The organism is Acidisarcina polymorpha, from assembly GCF_003330725.1.
In the GTDB taxonomy this organism is placed as follows: domain Bacteria; phylum Acidobacteriota; class Terriglobia; order Terriglobales; family Acidobacteriaceae; genus Acidisarcina; species Acidisarcina polymorpha.
On the sequence record NZ_CP030840.1, the window covers coordinates 5,143,036 to 5,159,699 of the forward strand.

14 protein-coding genes and 1 pseudogene are annotated in these 16,664 nt (G+C 58.0%); 5 read left to right on the forward strand and 10 right to left on the reverse strand.

The window, feature by feature from the left end; all coding sequences use genetic code 11:
* Positions 1–45: 45 nt before the first annotated feature.
* A complete protein-coding gene (locus ACPOL_RS21845; RefSeq protein WP_114205959.1) occupies positions 46–1,323 on the forward strand; it encodes an IS110 family RNA-guided transposase in 1,278 nt (425 codons plus the stop codon).
* Positions 1,324–1,414: 91 nt separating this feature from the next.
* Here ACPOL_RS21845 and ACPOL_RS21850 read toward each other — a convergent pair whose 3' ends face one another.
* From ACPOL_RS21850 to ACPOL_RS35000, 6 genes are all read right to left on the reverse strand, one after another.
* Positions 1,415–1,996: a DDE-type integrase/transposase/recombinase gene (locus ACPOL_RS21850; RefSeq protein WP_150132899.1), complete on the reverse strand. Its 582-nt coding sequence runs from the start codon at positions 1,994–1,996 to the stop codon at positions 1,415–1,417.
* Between the two features lie 68 nt (positions 1,997–2,064).
* On the reverse strand, positions 2,065–2,346 hold the full coding sequence (locus ACPOL_RS21855) for a transposase (protein WP_114205957.1): 282 nt from the start codon (positions 2,344–2,346) through the stop codon (positions 2,065–2,067).
* Between the two features lie 15 nt (positions 2,347–2,361).
* Positions 2,362–5,337 (reverse strand): GAF domain-containing protein, encoded by a 2,976-nt coding sequence (locus ACPOL_RS21860; protein ID WP_114208932.1) that lies wholly within the window; start codon positions 5,335–5,337, stop codon positions 2,362–2,364.
* A 4-nt stretch (positions 5,338–5,341) separates the two neighbouring features.
* The gene (locus ACPOL_RS21865; RefSeq protein WP_114208933.1) at positions 5,342–6,745 is read right to left on the reverse strand and encodes a serine/threonine-protein kinase; all 1,404 of its coding nucleotides are present in this window, start codon (positions 6,743–6,745) and stop codon (positions 5,342–5,344) included.
* A 46-nt stretch (positions 6,746–6,791) separates the two neighbouring features.
* Positions 6,792–6,875 carry an ArdC-like ssDNA-binding domain-containing protein gene (locus ACPOL_RS36490; protein ID WP_414633388.1) on the reverse strand — a complete coding sequence of 28 codons (84 nt, stop codon included), beginning with the start codon at positions 6,873–6,875 and terminating at the stop codon, positions 6,792–6,794.
* The gene (locus ACPOL_RS35000) at positions 6,859–7,326 is read right to left on the reverse strand and encodes a site-specific integrase (RefSeq protein WP_236656945.1); all 468 of its coding nucleotides are present in this window, start codon (positions 7,324–7,326) and stop codon (positions 6,859–6,861) included. The genes ACPOL_RS36490 and ACPOL_RS35000 overlap by 17 nt, the downstream gene beginning before the upstream one ends.
* A gap of 172 nt (positions 7,327–7,498) precedes the next feature.
* On the opposite strand from ACPOL_RS35000, the gene ACPOL_RS21875 reads away from it, so the two are divergent.
* Positions 7,499–8,188: a hypothetical protein gene (locus ACPOL_RS21875; protein ID WP_114208934.1), complete on the forward strand. Its 690-nt coding sequence runs from the start codon at positions 7,499–7,501 to the stop codon at positions 8,186–8,188.
* A 527-nt stretch (positions 8,189–8,715) separates the two neighbouring features.
* Here the strand turns inward: ACPOL_RS21875 and ACPOL_RS33705 are convergent.
* The 4 genes and pseudogenes from ACPOL_RS33705 to ACPOL_RS36855 all read right to left on the reverse strand — a co-directional run.
* Positions 8,716–8,853 (reverse strand): hypothetical protein, encoded by a 138-nt coding sequence (locus ACPOL_RS33705; protein WP_161557507.1) that lies wholly within the window; start codon positions 8,851–8,853, stop codon positions 8,716–8,718.
* A gap of 98 nt (positions 8,854–8,951) precedes the next feature.
* Complete coding sequence (locus ACPOL_RS21880; RefSeq protein ID WP_114208935.1) at positions 8,952–9,767, reverse strand: glycerophosphodiester phosphodiesterase; 816 nt, start codon at positions 9,765–9,767, stop codon at positions 8,952–8,954.
* 29 nt (positions 9,768–9,796) lie between these two features.
* Positions 9,797–11,302, reverse strand: a complete 1,506-nt coding sequence (locus ACPOL_RS35005) for a TonB-dependent receptor domain-containing protein (RefSeq protein WP_236656946.1) — start codon at positions 11,300–11,302, stop codon at positions 9,797–9,799.
* 88 nt (positions 11,303–11,390) lie between these two features.
* Positions 11,391–13,121: pseudogene (locus ACPOL_RS36855) on the reverse strand (carboxypeptidase-like regulatory domain-containing protein); the annotation flags it as partial.
* Positions 13,122–13,402: 281 nt separating this feature from the next.
* Between ACPOL_RS36855 and ACPOL_RS21890 the strand changes: the two are divergent.
* From ACPOL_RS21890 to ACPOL_RS21900, 3 genes are all read left to right on the forward strand, one after another.
* Positions 13,403–14,164 carry a DeoR/GlpR family DNA-binding transcription regulator gene (locus ACPOL_RS21890; RefSeq protein ID WP_114208936.1) on the forward strand — a complete coding sequence of 254 codons (762 nt, stop codon included), beginning with the start codon at positions 13,403–13,405 and terminating at the stop codon, positions 14,162–14,164.
* 48 nt (positions 14,165–14,212) lie between these two features.
* Positions 14,213–15,616, forward strand: coding sequence for a GHMP family kinase ATP-binding protein (locus ACPOL_RS21895; protein WP_114208937.1), 1,404 nt, complete (start codon positions 14,213–14,215; stop codon positions 15,614–15,616).
* 151 nt (positions 15,617–15,767) lie between these two features.
* Complete coding sequence (locus tag ACPOL_RS21900) at positions 15,768–16,214, forward strand: GNAT family N-acetyltransferase (protein WP_236656947.1); 447 nt, start codon at positions 15,768–15,770, stop codon at positions 16,212–16,214.
* Positions 16,215–16,664: the final 450 nt, after the last annotated feature.

The window sequence follows — 16,664 nt, forward strand, 5'->3', positions numbered from 1 at the left end:
TAAGCTGAACGTATGCCTACTTTCACTTTTAGGAGAGAACCAACCATGTCCCTTGTCCAGCCTACTCAACCGTCCACCGTTCTGGTAGCGATCGATATTGCCAAGCTCCGTCACGATGTCCTGATCGAAGCTCCGGGATGGAAGAGCCGCAAGCGCCTGATCCTGCCCAACACCGCAGTCGAGTTCCGACTGTTTGCCGACTTTCTTCATGGCTTGAAGCACCCGGTGCGCATCGTCTTCGAGGCCACTGGGAACTACCATAGGCCGCTGGCGCACTTTCTGCAGGCCGAGGGTTTCCATCTGGAGCTGATCGCGTCCCTCGCTGTGGCGCGAACCCGCGAAGCCATGCATAACTCCTGGGACAAGAACGATCCGAAGGACGCCCAGGTCCTGCTCCATCTGCTCAAGACCGGCGTGACTCAGCACTACCATGACCCGCTCGTGAACCAGATCCATGACTTTCAGGAGCTGTCGCTCACCTATGCGCAGATCTCTCTTGAGAAGACCCGGACCCAGCATCGGCTCTTGACCCATTACCTGCCGCTCTACTTTCCGGAGATAGAGCGGTATTATCATGCCACGCGTTCTGAGTGGCTTCTCGCGTTCCTTCAGGTCTTCCCCACGCCTGCCCTGATTGCACGCCTCTCGATGGAAGACTTCGTTCAGCAAGCGTGGACGGTCGTCGGACGCAAGGTAAGTAAACAGCGGCTGCTAGAGGATATTTACCGCACGGCCCAGTCCTCCATCGGGATCCCCGTTGCTGAGGACTCAGAGGCCGTTGCGATGTTCCGCGTCGTACTCGGCGAGATGATCCGACTCTGCCAGCTCCGCGATCAACTGGAACAACGAGCTGCGCTTCACCTGAAGGAAAACGTCGACTTCAGGCGTCTCCAGCAGATGCCAGGCATCGGCCCTATCCTGGCGCTCACGATCCTGGCCGAAGCCGGCGACCTGCGCCGCTTCAATCACCATCGTCAGTTCCTCAAGTTCTGTGGCCTCGATCTCTCGACTCAGCAGTCGGGCCAGTTTCGAGGAGCGACCAAGCTGTCGAAATACGGCAACGCACGGCTTCGCTGCGCCTTCTGGATGGCCGCCACTGTGGCTGTGAGGCTGCGAGAGAACAGCTTCCGAGACAAGTTCGAACGATATCTCCGGCGTGATCCTGCCAGTGCCGACCGCAAGCGTATGGCGTATGTCGCCGTCGCCGCCAAGATGGCTCGCGTGGCTCATGGGATCATCAAGACCGGTACCGACTTCCGCTGCTTCTATGAGGCAGCGGCACCAAGTGGAAGAGCCGCTTCACCTGGGCCGTCGAGGCCGTAAGGACCTCGTAGATAATGATTCGGCCTTTCACTTGGTTGAGACTTCATTTTGAGTACAGTGGAGACTGCGCTCTTCGGCAGATCTCGTGTCGCTATGGTCGAACGCTCAGCCCTTGCTCGTGGAAGCCACTTGGAGGTACAGTCGTCGTCAAGCACATCCCATACGGGATGCTAAGGGACCTTCTCTTCTCTCCAGCTTTTCCTTCCTGTGTTAGTACGTTGTCCGAGCGCACATTTTCTGGCCGGCCACGCTCTTCGATCAGCCGCTCCAGCACCCGCGTCACGCGCCCTGAGCCGAGGCTGGTGTCGGCCTCCAGCGCCAGGCACTCGCGCGTGTACACGTCGACCACGCTCAGGATGCGCACCATCCGCCCCGTCGTCAACCCATCGACGATGAAGTCCATCGCCCACTCCTGGTTCGCTCCCGTCAGCCGCGGCTCGGCCGCGCGATCGCGCACCAGACGCTTGCGCCTCTTGCGCCGCACCATCAGTCGCTCTTCCACATACAGTCGATAGACCCGCTTCACGTTCACCTCGTGGCCGCACCGGCTCAACACCGCGTGCAGCCGCCGGTAGCCATAGCGCGGCTTCTGCCGGGCCAGCTTCACCAACGCCTCGCGCAACGCCGCGTTGCGGTCCGGCCGCGGCTCGTACCGGTAGCTTGACCTCTTCATGCCTAGCAGCTTGCAGGCCGTGCGCTCGCTCAAGCCATGCTCGGCCTGAGCGTACGCCACCGCTTCTCTCAGGCCGGCAAGCTCCAGCCGTTTTTTCGGATCACGCCCTTCAGCGCCTCGCCGTGAAGACTCAACTCCGCCACCAGCAGCTTCAGACGGCGGTTCTCGTCTTCAAGAGCCTTCAGACGTTGCGCTTCGCTCACGTCCATGCCGCCGTACTTCGACTTCCAGCCATAGAACGTCGCCGCGCTGATCCCGTGCTCCCGGCACAACTCCGCCGTCTTCACTCCTGCCTCATGCTGCTTCAAGATCCCGATGATCTGCTCTTCCGTGTAACGGCTCTTCTTCATACAAAATCCTCCCGTCTACATTACGAGAGAACTCCAGCTACCACTGGTACAGTTTTTTGGGGGCAGGTCAAGGCGATGTTCAATCTCATAGCTGACCTTTTCGCGGGTCGCTTGTTGAACAACATTCCGAACAAAATCTATATCGTCGGGAAAAATTCGCTTCGATACCACTTCGAATGATGGTTTGACGGTTCGGTCGAGTTCGAAGATGTTATAAGTTTCTTCTGAAAAGACAGCTCCTCCGCTGTCGGAACACCAGCAAAAACTTCCTGTGTGGCTGATACTTTGGGCTTGAGCCAGAATTGCTTCGCTGCGTTGCAGATCTGAATAGAGGATGGCATTATCCAGTGAGATTGCAGCTTGCGAAGCAAGTAATTCCAGTACGGCGACCCGCGCAGCGGTGAAAGCACCCGGAGTCAGGTTGTTCTCCAAATAGAGGGCGCCTGTGAATTTCGATTGTTTGATAATCGGAATGCAGAGAATGGACCTGAGGGGCTTCTTCATGTACTCGTCCTCAGAGTACAAATTCCGGATCGAGGCATCATCTATTACGACACATTCCCTTGTCCGGACCACGTACTGAAGCATGGATTCCGGGAGATCATGTGGAGTGATGGCTGTTTGCCGAAAGGTAACCTGAACACCGTCCTCAACAGTGGCAGCTTCCGCCTCGATTTGTGACTCGCCTCTGCGGACGAGAACAAGCAGCCCTTTCTCAGCTCCCGCGAGCTCAACGGTGCATTGCATGAGCCTCTCAACTAGTCGGGGAAGCATTATTTCACCCGAGAGCGCCTGCGATGCCTTTATTACAGTCTCTAAATCCAACTGGCCTACCGGCGCGCCAATAGTAGAGAGAGAAGACAGCGGAACACGTTGCTCCTCACTCAGGTCGGGATAGAGTTCATCGAGTTTTTTTACCTTTGCGAAGGCACCCCAGCGTTCGTAACCATTCCGCGCGTTGAGCCGGTATGCACGGGCGACTCTGTCGATGCTGAGCGTCGAGTAATAGCGGGCCGCCACTTCATGAGCCAAACCTTCGTTTTGCACGAAGGAGTGTTCACGCGCCAGATGAATAGCCCGTTCATACAAACGCATTGCATCAGCATCTCGCCCTTCGAGACGAGCGATCTCCGCCGATACAAGCGCGTGCTTATCGGCAAATGTCGATGGATTAATTTCAGCCCACAGGCGCAGTTGTTCCAAGTGCATCGATAGGAGTTGGCGCCAAGGCTCCTGACGATCGGCAGGCGCATTTTCATAGCCGGCAGCTACCGTAAGAGCATAGTAGAAAAAATAGTCGAGCAACTGAATGTGAGCGGCCGAGGCTGAGAGGAGGGGTTGTGCCTTCTCGGCTGCGTCGAGAGCCTCAGCATAGTCACCTAACAGAAACCGCGATTTCAGCTCCAGAATCCAATACCAGCAAATCATCAAGGGCATCTGAGTGTCGCTTAACTGCGACTTGAACTCTGCCTCATCGAGGCGTACCTGGTTGTATGAGGAGAAGCTCGTAGTCTCGCCCTGCATAGTAGCGATGAAGTGTTGTTGGCTCCATATGATGTCTAAGATATTGTTGTACTTGGCTTCTCGGACAAATTGCACCGCAGCTTCCGACTCTTGCCAAACCTCGTCGAGAGGATTATTTTGCAAGAGAAGAGCCGTTACGATTTGGTGCTTGCCATAGCTGGCGAAGGCCAGATCGCCCGCCTCGATTCCCGCCCGCACCGTCATTCGGAAGCGATCTATTGCAGTTGTGACAGGATGCGCAAAGATGGCGATATTCGCCGTCGCATAATAAACGTGTGCCCGATGCGCGACAAATCCGTATTTCTCGATAAGTTCACAGGCAAGTTTGCCGAAGCTATCGGCTTCGCTATAACGCTGTAAGACATGCCCGAGCACACATCCCCAATCGCCGTAGGCATGTGCGGCAGCGCCGCACGTCCCATGCTGGATGCCGATTCTCACCATGCGGCTCACCAGAATGCACCACAACCGAGAATCGGTAATAAAGGCTGCAGGAACAACTGTCGACAACACCTGTATTGCAGCCTCTATCTCGTGATCGATCATCAGCGGTTGATCAACTAAACTCTCGGGAGGACGTCCCGCGAGGCTTTGCGAAATTGAATCGTACTCAGCCTGGACGGTCTCCCAGCCTGGATCCACCGGCAGGTCGATATCGAACAGGCGCAGGCATGCTCTGGCGCTAGCAACAGCCTGATCGTTTTCCGACTTCTGGGTGCAGGACTCGATACTAAGACAGTAGACAGCCGCCTGGTCGACCTTTGATGTTGCGCGCGGCAACAACTCCTCAATGAGTTGCTCACATTGCTCGACGTTACCGCTCAAGAATTCGGCCCGCGCGCATTCGAGCCGCAGGTCGAACATCAATGCGTAGTGAGTTGCCCAATCCTGCTCTTGAAGCATCGTCATGCCAGCCGAGAAATACGTGCGCGCTGACGCATAGGCGGCTGCTGCGCTGGCCTTCCGCCCCACACGCAGGTTGATCGATGCCACTCGTGTCCTCTCGTCGAGTTCCATCAGTCCTGTGGCGGCGCGATTGAGTTGGTTGGCGACATCGAACAGGTGCTCGGCGAGTTGGTCCTCTTTTAATCCCGACAACAGAGCACGGCCAATGCGAAGGTGAACTTGTGCACGTTGCTCTTCGGGAACCAGACTGTAAGCCGTCTGTTGAATGCGGTCATGCAGAAACCTGAAGCTGCGTTCTTCGTGAAAAACGAGCCCGGCGCGAACAGCTTCATTGAGGGCGGTATCAATCTCCTCTTCAGTTTCGCCGCGCGCCAATGCCAGGATCGGAAGGTTGACGACACTGCCCAGGCATGCAAATTCCTTCAGAACATCCTGGGTGCGGGCCGAGAGCCGCAATATCTTCCCGGCCATAAGGTCGACCACGTTGTCGCTACAATCTTTGGCTCGAATACGCTCTATGTTCCATTGCCAGGTCTGCGTCACTTGATCCAGTGCGATCAACCCTTCATTGGACAATGAGATGAAGAATTGAATAGCAAAAAACGGATTGCCGCTCGTCTTTTCCTGTATCAGCTGCGCCAAAGGATAAGCGTGGTCTGACGTGCAATGCAGCGTATCGGAGACAAGCCTGCTGACATCGTCGATTTCTAGCGGAGATGAGGTCAATGATGAGTTGACCGTTGGTCCCCAGCGCCTCTAACAGGACGCTTCGCAGACGGTCCACCTCCTCTTTCCCCTTGACGAGGCTTTGACGAATCAGCGCATGGAAGGCCTGGACCACCGTTGCATAGGGTATGTCACGCTTATACTGTTCGAATTTTCCTGCAGCAAAAAGTGCTCGCGCCGTAACGAGGATGTTTTGCAACTCATTTACCACTGCGGATTTGCCGACACCTGCATGCCCGGAGACGAGAACGAGTTCCGGCGCACCGGACGTGGAGACGCGGCCTAAAGCTTCCAGGAGAGTGCTTACCTCGCTCTCTCGCCCGTACAGCTTTTCCGGAATCAGCAGCCGGTCCGCGATGTCACGTGTCCTCAACGGAAATGAATTAATGCGGCCATGCATCGTCCACTCGGTGAGGCAATGCAAAAGATCCGCCTCCAGGCCGGCTGCCGTTTGATAGCGCTCCTCTGCAGTCTTAGCCAGAAGGCGCATGACAATGTCTGAGAGCGGCCTTGGAAGATCGCAAATGCTGTTTGGTGGAGCGGGCTCGCGAGCGATGTGGCAGTGCACCCATTCCATGGTGTCAGTGGCAGCGAAGGGCAGACGTCCGGTAAACATCCGGTAGAGGGTGACACCCAGAGAGTAAAGATCGCTGCGCGCATCGATGGAACGATTCATGCGTCCGGTCTGTTCGGGAGCCATGTAGGCTAGCGTGCCGGCGATCATCTCCGGTGGTGAGGGAGGTTGCCGTTCGCGCGGAAGTTGCGAAGCAATTCCGAATCCGGTGAGCCACACATTTCCGGCGTCGTTGACGAGGATACTCTTAGGGGTAATGTCTTTGTGTATGAGGCCATGCCGATGAACTTGGCTCACGGCTCTGGCTAAGCCGACCGCGATGCGCAGTGACTGGCTAAGATTGAGTTCTTCGCCCTGTCCCCTTTCCAAAATCAAATCCAGGGGCTCGCCTCCAGGGTCTACCAAGACCAAGGCTGGCCGCCCCTCTCGACGAATGAATTCAAGAGGCCGTGCCGACCATGCGACATCCAGTTTCGATGAAAGTGAGTATTCGTTTTCCAATCGGCGGATCGCTGCAGTCGAGGGCTGTTCCGCAACGAGCGCAACCACCAGAACCGGCGACGAATTGTCATGTCGGCGACCACGATAAAGCGTCAGGGTCGCATCTTCTCGCAACGGCGTCAGCAAGTATCCTGCAAGTTCGGTGATGGAGGGGTTTATCCTCAACATGGTAGACACTCAATACGATTATTAATGATGAGACTCGAATGGAACGTCAAGCGTGGACGATGCCTTTCAATGCCTGCGCCTGCTTGAAGGTAAGCCAGAACGGGGAGCTATATTCACTCGACCAAAGCAACAGAACATCTATGCCTGGATCGAGGCGTGGCCAAGTAGCAGCTGGATCTGCTCCAGCTCCCGGCCTTTCTGCGTAATTTCGCGCACGTCCGGCGAGGGTCGTGGGGCGCGAGCTTGCCCAGACCGCTTGCCCTGGCATAGCGCATGACCAGGCGCCAGACCGCCTTCTCGTCCCGGATCTCCTCGCCGGCCAGCACCCCGGCCTTGGTGACCGGCCGGAATAGCCGGCCTTCGACGATGCCGGCTGCGAGAACCCAGGCGGCGATGCGGCTCTTCACCCCGGCTGGGATCGTCACGGTTCGGGTCCGCCCGCCCTTTCCTGCCATGTCGGGCAGCACCCAGCGAGCCTCCCGCTGCTGGAGGTCTTCTATATCGGTCCGCGGATTACTGGGTGGGATACTTGCCGATAGGTAGCATTCTTTGGGAATGGTGTCAGTATACAGACAGGACACGCGGATACCGGCCCGAACGGACAATTTGGCGATGACTATTGGGTCTGCAGTACTTTTGCCCTGCATCATCCGGCCAAACACAGGCGGCACAACAGCCCGTAGATACGTTGCCAGACACAACGACGGCTTGCGATGCAGCGGCATGACTGTAAATGGGAAGTAGCAGGCTAATATGCAAAAGCAGGTGTATCTCAAGATCACTCAGGTAATTCTATTCATGTGCTTGAGTTGCTATGCTCAGGAGCAAGCACCATCTACAAGCCTTGTAACTTTCGTACGCTCGGATGCCAGGCCAATTGATGCGATCATCGCGACGGCACTCCAGACTCATAGACCGATAGGCATAGCTGTGGGCGAGCACCAGCAAACTCTGTGTGAGTCAGTTCATACGTTCGAAATCCGAGCCGAAACCGCGGGAGACTCGCTAGTAAAGTCACTTACGGGGACTGGTTATACAGTTCGGGATGAGCAAGGTGTGCTTGTGGTCATTGCATCTGATTTAACTGCCTTGCAGCAGGATTTATTAAGACACCATTTTGATAGCTTTTCTGTGCAGAGAGGAACGACCATGGCAGGTCTCGGCGCTCAGCTGACCGGGGCGCTCTGGCTTGGCAGTGGACTTGTATCGGGCGTTGGCGGCTCCTCACTTTATTCCCTTTCGGCTAGTAAATATAAGTTGGATGACATCGGAGCATCTACGACGGAAGGGATAGCGAATAGGATCGTGTCATTGCCACCCAAAGGAGTGTGGATGTTCAAAGCAATATACACCGGTGGATCAAGTAAACCGATGCCGGCCATCCAGACGTGGTCGTATTCCGATGATCGAGAGGATATTCAGAAGATTTCGTGCGAGATGTAGCGTGCGACGTGTGGCGTGTGGTGCAACAACTCTCCTAGGCCTGGCAGAACAAGAACGGTTAATTTCAAGAACGTCTTCATGGTTTCCCTGTGAAGCAGATTAAATCCTTGCCTCAGCCCTGCACGGACAGAGCAACTCCCGCAAAGTCGTTGGCGGCAATGACTTCTTCGCGGTCTGCGGCTTGGGGTAGAGGGAAGGGAAGTAACGTTGGATTGGGTGCTCATGGTGTCTCTGTTTTGAGGGTTTTGGCTCTTGCACTTGCGCGTTGAAACGCGGCATGTGAATGCCGAACGCCCACTGGCGAAGGCGGGTGTAGCAAACGGAAAGGTCTTCAAGCGCAGCTTTTTGGGGGACCGCGCTTGCGAACTCGACAGGTTGGGGAGCCAAAACCGGAACGGCGAATGACCTTTCGGGCAAGAGAGGCTGGCCTATTACAAGGGACACTTCAAGAAAGGGAAATTAAAGTACGCTTGTATGTTGAATCTGTGGCTGATCGTTCGTACGCAGATCTGAAAGATCGAGCTTAGCTATGGGTCGCCACCGATCGGCTTGCTTGCCGCCTGGGGAGGATAGTCGCACTCGAACGTGACGCCGGGGACTGAGTCGCCGAGGTCGAGCGCGTAGAGAATCTCAGTGGCCGAAGGGAGGAACGAGCAGATCTGCATGACTTCAAGGAATAGCACGGGCAGGCTTGGGGAGACAACAAGGCCAAGCCGGAACCGGGATCCCGCCCGGTTCAGACCGGCCTCCCACGTAGAACGCTTCAGTGCGCCGCGAGATGATGCGCTCGCAGATAATCGGCGAGCTCCGCGGGTTTGTTGGTCTGGATGCCATTGGCGCCGGAGTCGATTGCCTTCTGCCAGGTCTCGGGATTGTCGGCGTCGCCCAGCCGGTCAACATAGATCTCGGCGTTCGCCTGCTTGGCGCAGCCGATCACTTCATCCTTGAAGTCGTTGGCGTCAAAGGCGATCACCTTCGGCTGCATGGCCCGCACCAGGAACTTGCAGAGATCCGGGCTGATGGCTTCGGGCATCACTTTCAGCGTGGGGCGGATCTTGTGCACCTCATACAGAAAGAAAGGATTGCCATAGATGACGACGTGATCCTGCATATCGTGCTTAACGACGGTATCGATGAGCTGCTGCGGATCCGCGTATTTCGTATCCACGTAGACGTTGATCTTTCCCTGGGCGAGATCAAAAGCCTCATCGAGCGTTGGCACCTTCGTTCCGGCAAAGGCCGGGGAGAACTTCGCTCCGGCATCAAGAGCGCGGATCTCGTCGAAGGTGTGCTTGTGAACTTCGCCTGTGCCGTTTGTGGTGCGGTCGAGCGTGTTGTCGTGCATGATCACGAACTTGCCATCCGAGGTGGTGCGCACGTCTAGTTCAAAGTAGTCGGCGCCAGCATCGATCGCAGCCTGAAAGGCAGGCAGAGTGTTTTCAGGATGGTGAAGATGTTCCCCGCGGTGGGCGATCACCACGATTTTCTTGGCCGTGTCGGTCGCCGGCGCTGTCTGTGCGAGAGCAACGCCGGTCGCCATGGAGGATGCGAGAAGAAGAGACAGCAGAGTTTGGCGCATCAGTTTTTCCCTCTAAGTATTCCGGAGTTTCAAAAAGTGAGTCGGCCGATGATCAGCAGCTGGCGCGGATCCTGGGCGCCGGTCACGCTGCCGAAAGCGGCATTGGTTATGGTGGTGTTCAAGCCCGAGAATTGCGGGTGGTTGAAGGCGTTGTGCGCATCGGCCCGTAGCGTGAAGGTGAGCCGCTCCCAGATGGGGATATCCCGCATCACGGCAATGTCCCACACATTCTGGCCGGGACCGTAGAGCGCAGCCCGCGGCGAGTTGCCGAGCGTGTCCTGCGGGGTGGCCGCGAAGGCGGCGGGGTTAAACCAGCGGGCAACGGTGCGAGAGCCTCGGGAGATATCCGGGCTGCCGACCCTGTTCACATACTGGCCGCCGGAGAAGATACCAAGGGTATCTCCTTGCGAGATGAAGTAAGGGTAACCCTTCTGAAATTGGGCGACGGCGCTGACCCGCCAATGCCCGATTACCTGCGAGACGACCGGAGTATCCGCAAGCCACCTTCCGCCTGCCCCCACCGGCAGCGAGTAGACGCCTGATAGCACAAAACGCTGCGGGATGTTGATCATTGACGTGCCCCACTGCGCATGCAGGTTGTAGACGTTCTGCACTGGCGCGGCATCGGCGCGGGCAGGCGCGTCCACGTCATCCAGACCATGCGCCCAGGTGTAGGCGGCGCGCAGGGAGAGACCATTGCTCCAGCTATGGCGCAGCTCGGCGAGCATCGCCGCATAGGCTGAGGCTCCGCCATTGACCAGCGAAGTGATGGTGAGGAACTGCGGATAGGGCCGAAGGCTCTGCGCGTTTTTCACGCCGAAGCAGCAACCGGCCGTTGGAGCAATCTGGTTGATCGGCAACTCGATCGGCTGATGCACTCCGTGGTTGCCTTCATAGTCGATCTCTGCAACCCAGTTGTGGCCGAGGTCCTGCTCGATGCCGAACTGCCACTCCTGCAGATATGGCAACACCGCGGTGCGGGGCACTTGCGTGACATTTGAGCTGGGCTTGGTCACGCTGGTCGGGATCAGCGGCAGACCATTGACGTCTGCATTCGGGGAGTAGGGCGGCACACCCTGTGAGAGCTGGTAAGCGGGCGTGACTCCGTCAACGCTTTGGAAGGTCGCGTCCACCGTCGATGCCGAGGTCAGCCCCGCAGTGCCGAAGCCGATGCTCGGCAGCTGGTAAATGCCGTAGCCGCCGCGCACCACGGTCTTCGGAAGCGCGTGGTAGGCAAAGCCGACACGTGGCAGCACTCCGGTGTAGACGTTGGGGATAAGGCTGTGCGCCGCGCCGTGATAGCCGGCGAAGAGAATGCCGCCCTGCTTGCCGGTGGCTGCGTCGGTCACGCTCGGGTCGAAGGTATACATGTTGTTGTGAATCTCGGAGAACGGTCCGTCGAACTCCCAGCGCAGACCAAAGTTCAGCGTGAGCTTGCTTGAAAGACGGAAGTCGTCCTGGATATATCCGGCGAAGTAGTTCAGGTTCTCGTGGAAGATCGTGTTGGTGGTGCTGATGCTGGTGGTTGCCGGCAACCCCAGCTCGAGATCGGCCAGGCCAATCCCCCGAGCTTCCTGTCAGATTCGTGAAGGTGCCAGTGAAGTTATATTTCCCCGAGAGCACGCCCGGAGTGTAGTAGCTGTAGGCGTAGCGCATGGCCTCGCCGCCGACCGACAGGCTGTGGCGGCCAAGCTGAATGGTGACCGCGTCATTCCAGATGTAATGACCGTCGCGGGTTCTCGCGAACGAGCCCGCGCCGAAGCTGGCATACTGATTCGTCGTCACCGACGGGAACTGGGTTAAGGGCACGCCCTTCAGCCCGAGTGCGTTGGCGTCGGCCGGCAGCGGCGATGCGAAGTTCTCCTCTGACACGTAGCCGAAGCGCGCCTCGTTCGATAGCTTTGGTGAGAAGATGTGGCTCCATGAGATGCCGTAGTGATCGTCAACCCAGCCGTTGAGCGCGGAGGTGTTGGCGGCGTTCTCGAGATACTGGACCGGCTGATTGGTCGGCCCGTCGCGGGAAAACTTCACCCAGACGTGGTCGTAGTCGGAGGGGTTATAGTCCACGCGATCGGCGTTGTAGAGATAGCTGCTCAACGATCGCGGATAAGCGCAATAGTTGAACTGGCCCAGCGCGCAGTTAGGCTGTGGGAAGAACGACAGGATGTTCACGCCGACCGGGTCAAGGCGCGACTGCGGGATGACATTTCCCGCAAATGGAGTGCGCACCAGCTTGCCGTTGACGATCCTGCTCGTGGCCGGGTCATAAATAGCCGGGGTCGGAGTTCCCTGCGGAGAAATTCCTGAAAAGTCTCCCTGGCGTTCGGCCATGGTGGGCACGTCGGTGATCAAAGAAGCGGCTGCGTGGCTGAGGGTGTCTTCCCAGTCCATGAAAAAGTAGAGTCGGCGCTTGCGGCCGTCGAAGAGCTTGGGGACGAGCACCGGGCCGCCCAGCGATCCGCCGAAGTAATTGAAGACCGAGCCAGGCACCGAAGCGCCCTTGGCGGTGAAGTAGCCTAACGCATTGAAGGCCTGGGTGCTGTAGGTCTCAAAGGCGCTGCCGTGAAAGTTTGCTGTCCCCGATCTGGTCGCGGTAAGCACCGCGCCTCCACCGGATTGTCCGTATTGGGCGGAGAATGGCGAGGTGAGCACCTGCAGCTCCTCGGTCGAGTCCGGCGTCGGGATAAATCCATAGGTGCCGTCGACGCCCATATTGCTAGGCAGTCCATCGATGATCAGCGGATTGGTCACCGGCCTCCCGCCGCCGAGTGAGAGATTGTTCACATTGGAGTAATCCTGGCTGGTGCTAGCCGCGCCGGCAAAGGTTTTGGTGATCAGGAATTCGTTGGCGCCGTGGGTGCCGGTCACTTCCGGCAGGTTCACCAGCTCGGCCGTATTCAGCTCGCCGCCCACCTGCGGATTGGTGGTGTTGAGCGCTGTGCCTTCTGACACCGTGACCACCTGCGTGCTCATTCCGATCTGAAGGGTGCCGTCCACCACCAGCTCCTGGTTGAGCACCAGATGCAGCTCGCCAGTCTGGAAGAGGGTAAAGCCGTCTTTTTCAAAACGCGCAAGGTAGCTGCCCGGCTTCAGGAAAGAGACGCGGTAACTACCGCTCTTGTTGGTCAGGGTCTTGTACTCGGTGGCGGAAGCGCTCTCGCGCACGGTCACGGCCACGTCGGGGATCACGGCTCCGCTCGGGTCCTTGACTACGCCGGTGATCGCTCCGTAGAAGGTCTGAGCGCGGAGATCGCCGCTGGAGAATGCGAGCATTGCCACCAGCGCAAGACAGATTCGTTGCCACCTTCGGAGCGGCGCACCGGAACGTCGTGAGTTCAGGAAGACGTATTTCATAGAAGCCTCTGCGTTCAAAAAATCGTTGAAGAAGACGGCACAACCGGCTGTGAGATCGGAGAAGAAGAGTTCCGTTGAGCTGCGATGAGGAGACCGTAACAAACCGATGTTAATAGTGGACAAAAAATAGGCATTTCATGAAAAAAATGACATTCCCGCTTTACGCTTACCGCATTGTTTGCTTCCGGTGGCATTCGCACGAAGTTCTCTGCAGTTCCGCCGTTCTGCTATAAAATGCGGGGATTGAGGCAGGAAGGAACTACTTCGCGCGGAGAGCAGGATTGACTGAGATCGCGGAACGAAACAGGCTCGAATCCATCGTTCAAATGTTAAGAATGAACACCTCTGCCTCTATCGGCGAGATTGCCGAGGCGTTCCATGTTTCGCAGATGACCATCCGGCGCGACATTCAAAAGCTGGTTGAGACAGGGCAGGTGATCCGAATCCCGGGCGGCGCGCGGATCGAACACTGGCGCGGTGCCGAGCGTAGCTTCTTTGAGCGACTGCAGAAGATGTCTCCGGCCAAGCGCAGCATCGGCGCCGCCGCGTCGGCGCTCATCCGCGACGGAGAATCCGTGGTTCTTGACTCGGGTACAACCACGCTCTACGTGGCGCGCCAGCTCCGCAGCCGCAGGAATGTCGTCGTCTTCACTTTCTCGCTGGCGGTGCTCGAAGAGCTGACCTCAGCCGAAGGCATTCGGGTGGAGCTCACCGGCGGCGTCTATCGCGCCAGCAGCCATGACCTGATCGGCCATGCTGTCGCGAAGAGCCTGCTGTCGATCTTCGCGGACACCGTCATCTTTGGCGCTGCCGCGATCTCCTACACGCGCGGCGTCATGGTGCACGATCCCGACGCGCAGATCGAGATGCTGCAGGCGGGCAAGCGCAAGGTGCTGGTGGTCGACAGCAGCAAAATCGGGACCGAGGCGACTTACCGGCTCTGCGGCATCGAAGAGTGCGACCTGATCCTCACCGACAACGGCATCACTCCGGACGATCTGGCCCGGCTGCGGCGGGTCACCGAGGTGCTGGTCGCCGATTAAGTCTTCGTTAACACAGCGTTGTCCCCGTTTCGCTAGCCTGTCAGGAAGATGGGAAGTTGGGAAGAACCGCCGGGCGCGCTGCTTGCCGTGAAGAGCTTTTTCGAGTCTGCCGGGCCGGTCTTCGTGGCTCGCGCCCCGGGCCGGCTTGACGTCATGGGTGGCAATGTCGATTACACCGGCGGCCTGGTGCTGCAATCGCTGCTCCGCGAGGCCGTCTGGGTTGCCGCTCAGACCCGCAGTGACGGCCGCGTGCGCCTGTTCAATCCAGGGGCGACAAGCTACGGATGGGATTCGAGCTTTGAGTGCTTGCAAACCGAGACTGTCGACGCAGAGCAGATCCGGGTGCTCTGTACACGGCAGGAAAGCTCACGCTGGGCGGCTTTCGCGCTGGGAGCGCTGCATTACCTCGGCCGCTTTCACGGCGCTTGCATTTCAGGCATGGACCTCTTCTTCGCCTCCGATCTGCCGCCGAACCGGGGGGTTAGCTCCTCGGCGGCGCTGGCGGTCGCGACACTCAAAGCAGCCTCGGGCGCCTACGGGATTTCGCTCCATGGGATCGCGCTCGCCACGGCGGCGCAATGGGTGGAAAATGTGATCGCCGGCGCAGCCTGCGGCATCATGGACCAGGCTGCCATCGTGCTGGGGCGCAGCAATCACCTGCTTCCCCTGCTTTGCCAGCCCTGTGATCCCAGGCCGCCGCTCGCACTGCCACCGGAGATCGCGCTGTGGGGGATCGACTCGATGGCGCCTCGTGCAACCACCGGAACCGCCTACGAAGTCGCACGCGCAGCCGCCTTTATCGCCTATAAGCTGATCTGCAGATGGGAAGGCTTTGCCGTTATTCCTGATGCCAGCTCTGCGATTCCGCGATGGACAGATGCCCGCTGGTCGGGCTATCTCTCCAGCCTGGCGCCCTCCGAATTCCGTGCTCGATATGAACGCCGCCTACCCGAAGTGCTGTGTGGCGGCGACGCGCTCGCCCTTATCGGCGAACATGCCGATCCCTTTACGGCGATCCATCCTGAATTGGAATACCCCATCCGCGGTGCGGCACAATATGCGGTCGACGAGAACTTCCGCGTCCAAACGCTCTATGCGATCTTCCAAGATGGAAATTGGAGTCGCTCTGAAAGCACCGTACGTCTCGCTGGCGAAATCCTCTGCCAGTCGCATTACGCCTATTCCGAGTGCGGGCTAGCTTCTCCTGCCTGCGATGACCTGGTTGCGCGCGCGCTGGCTGCGGGTTTTCCCGGCGCCAAGATGACGGGTGGCGGTGGCGGCGGAGTGGTTGCCGTGCTCGGCCATCGTCACGATCACGCCGCCGTCGAGAGGCTTGCCCGGGAATACGGTGCCCCCCGAGAAGCCGTCCCGCATCTGTTCGAGGGCAGCTCTCCCGGTGCCGACACATACGGCGTCCGGCGGCAACTGCTCTCCCTTGATCGGCTTTCCTGAGCCATTCCTCACCGAAACGGAAAACTTCATTGCGTCTTGTCTGCGAATTGGTAATATTTCACACAGTATTCCCGGGTCCAACCCCGGATTAGAAAAGCCCAGCCCCTTCGAGGCATGCCAAATGTACTCTCTCGACGGGAATTGATTTGGAGTGATCCGCGCGATGACTGGTGTGAATTACTTTCTTCGTCAGCGGGATGAGTTCCTGGTTTCGACCGATCCGGCCCTGCTCGACCGCAGCGCGGTTTATGCTTTTCTGGCCGAGGCCCGCTGGTGGACCGAGCTGACGCCAGAGTCGCTTGCCCGGGCGCTCGAACACTCGCTCTGCTTCTCGCTCGTCGAGGGCGGTCGGCAGATCGGATTTGCCCGCGTGATCACCGATCGCGTCACCTTCGCCTATCTCTGCGATGTCTTCATCACGGAGCCGTGGCGAGGTCGCGGCCTGGGTTCGTGGCTCATCCGCAGCGTGCTCGAGCACCCCGACCTGATCTGCCTCAAGCGCATCTCGCTGATCACCCACGACGCCCAGCAGTTCTATCTCGGTCTCAACTTTCGCTTTTCTCCCGATTGCGCGAGCTATATGGAGCGGCTGCGTTAACTGCGCGGCTCACTGTTAGGGGTCCCTTCAGAATTCGGACCACACCGCACGCTAGCAGTTTGTGACGTTGAAATGAGACTTACAAGGTTGATCCTGTCGCATCGCATAGGGTGAACTGTCGCTTTGTAAGTGCCTGATCGAAGATTCGTGTTCTCACTAACGTGCTTTCATGTCCCAATTCTAGGGTGGCCCCTATTGGGAAAAGCTGATTGAGTTTGAAGCGGTGGCTTTCGAAGAGTGGGAGCGCCCGGATGACCATCAGTAAATCCGAAAAACGGAATGGCTGTGTAGACGCAAATCGCAAGTAGAGCAGAAGGTGTCCCAGTCAAATATGCGTCCGCGTTTCCAGAACCACTTTGCGCGTTCAAATGGCAGCGAACAGAGCACCCAGACAGCAACGTAAGCTAAGGCGACATTCACGGCGTCTGCCAAAGGGGTCTCCACACTAAA